The organism is Staphylococcus sp. GDX8P80P (assembly GCF_017893095.1).
In the GTDB taxonomy this organism is placed as follows: domain Bacteria; phylum Bacillota; class Bacilli; order Staphylococcales; family Staphylococcaceae; genus Staphylococcus; species Staphylococcus borealis.
Genome location: NZ_JAESMI010000069.1, coordinates 1 through 2,159, shown reverse-complemented (window position 1 = coordinate 2,159; position 2,159 = coordinate 1). Strand labels below are relative to the sequence as shown.

Below are 2,159 nucleotides of genomic sequence, written 5' to 3'. Positions count from 1 at the left end.
ATCCTTTCTGATTAAGCAATCGATGATTGCGCCGTTTGATTGACGATGTTTAAGGGCTCATTTTTGAAATAGATACCCGTAAGTGTTTTATTTTTGGTAATATGAATTTCATCAATGTAAGGGTACAACATGTTTAACGTGAAACGTTGTTGTATGATATTTTGAAAAACCTTTCGAATTTGATGTGCATTGATTGATGTTATAGGGTTTGACTGTTGTCGAAATGTTTGCGATTGTTCTCTGAACGTATCTGCATCAATTTTGCCTTGGGCTAATTTTTCTATCAGCTGCTCGTGATTGAGTGTAGTTTTAGTTTCTATATCTCTTTGTCTTTTGAGTCGTTGTTGAATAGTATGATTTATTTTTGAATAGAGCTGTTGATTTTGAAAGAAGTCCTGACAAGTCGCTAAAACACTTGTTTCTAATTCTTGTGCGTTGATTCCTTTAAATTCACAAACAAAGCGAGCGTTATTCATATTTTGCGGACAGACATAGTAACGCAATGAATGATTTGGTTTTCGGACGGTCATGTTTGTGAGTGTCGAATGGCAATAGGGACATTTGATTTTTTGTTTGAGTTGATTTTCTGACGGCTTACGTTTGACTTGTTTCTGAGTTCGGATAACTTGAGCTTCTTCGTATATCGTTGTACTGACAATAGCTGGGAACATGTTTTCATATTGTCCGTATTGATTGATAACACGGCCACAGTAATTAGGGTTAAGGATAATATTACGCACTTGATAGGGCTTACGATTAATGAAGTTATCATCAGCTTCTAAGTATTGCGCAATTTTTTTATAACCATAACCTTGAAGGTAATAATTGAACACAGCTTTTACTGTTGGTGCTTTTACTGTGTCTATCGTGAAAGTACCATTATGATAGTGATACCCAAAGGGTGCATGTGTTGTAATCATTTTACCTTGTTTCGCTTTTTCTTTGATTCCATTTTTGACTTGTTCGCCTATATTATCAGATTCTAGTTCGGCCAAGCTGATGAAAATATTGAGTTTGAGCCGATCGAATGCTTTATCCATATCAAAATAGCCATCATGAACGCTTAAGATATGGACATGGTATTTTTGACACAATTTCATGAGTTTTAATGCATTTTTTAGATTACGATGAAGTCGATTCAGACGATAGCAACATAGTACGTCACATTGTCCCTGTTGAATCAGTTCAGTAATTTGTTGATAACCATTTCGCTTATCAGTACGTCCTGATTGTTTATCGCTATAAAAAGTAATATGTGGAATATTATGTTTTTCGGCTAATGCCTTGATGGTTTGTTTTTGTGCTGAGAGTGATTGTTGCTTTGTAGTGCTCTGTCGTAAGTAACCAATTGCTTGTTTCATCCTGTTTCCTCCTTCCACAGTGATAATATATATTTATGAACGAATTTATAGATGAGCCCAACACCAGTGAGGTGTTGGGCGTTATTATTAGTCATCAAAGTGATTGATTTCTTCAATCACTAAATCAGCGAGTAATGTGATTAATTCGTCCATATGGTTCAACCTCCAAATATCAAATTATATTGAATTGATAACATGTTGCATTGTTATTCGTTCACTCTGTGTACTTGGAACAATATGTTCAGTTATCTCTTTTTCATTTATGAATTCAGGGTACAAGTGATAAAATTTTAGTAGCTTCTGTTCCGTTTCAGTTAATACATATTGTTGCATATGGTAGTATCTGTCGATATAATTAACGACAATAGGTTTTTGATGATCATCGACTTCTACTGAATCAATTGTGTAATTTAATAAGTTGACGTTTGTTTTCATTTTTATGCCTCCGATTAATTTAATGAGCTACAACGCATAGCGCGTTGTAGCGATATTTATATTTAGAGTTCTAAATCGCCCTTTTCTTCCCATTCTCTACCATCTTTAACAAATTTGTTGAGTAATTCCTTATTTGTTGTATTATTATCAAATTGCGGTGGTGTGTATGGTTCAGAATTTGAGCTTAAACCGAGAACAGGTGCAAACTCACTAGGCAATACAAGATGGTAGAACAAGATCGTTTTTGTTTTGCCTTGAGTATCTTTGACATTACGTTTGATAGCTATCCGATCGGAATCCATCTGGATATATCCTTCTGCTCTTAAACTATCTATTACATTTTTTACATCTTGGTATTGGTTT

The 2,159-nt window shown here is 34.5% G+C and carries 2 protein-coding genes and 1 pseudogene; all 3 read right to left on the bottom strand.

Features of this window, described 5'->3' with window-relative positions; genetic code table 11:
• Positions 1-11 precede the first annotated feature (11 nt).
• A complete protein-coding gene (gene ccrA, locus KA858_RS06655) occupies positions 12-1,361 on the bottom strand; it encodes a cassette chromosome recombinase CcrA (RefSeq protein ID WP_210135307.1) in 1,350 nt (449 codons plus the stop codon).
• 177 nt (positions 1,362-1,538) lie between these two features.
• A complete protein-coding gene (locus tag KA858_RS06650) occupies positions 1,539-1,796 on the bottom strand; it encodes a hypothetical protein (protein ID WP_058332293.1) in 258 nt (85 codons plus the stop codon).
• 62 nt (positions 1,797-1,858) lie between these two features.
• Positions 1,859-2,159: pseudogene (locus KA858_RS06645) on the bottom strand (cassette chromosome replicative helicase); the annotation flags it as partial.

Excerpts from the sequence above, each read along its gene's own strand:
- ccrA (WP_210135307.1), bottom strand. The coding sequence starts at position 1,361 with ATGAAACAAGCAATTGGTTACTTACGACAGAGCACTACAAAGCAACAA.
- KA858_RS06650 (WP_058332293.1), bottom strand. The coding sequence starts at position 1,796 with ATGAAAACAAACGTCAACTTATTAAATTACACAATTGATTCAGTAGAA.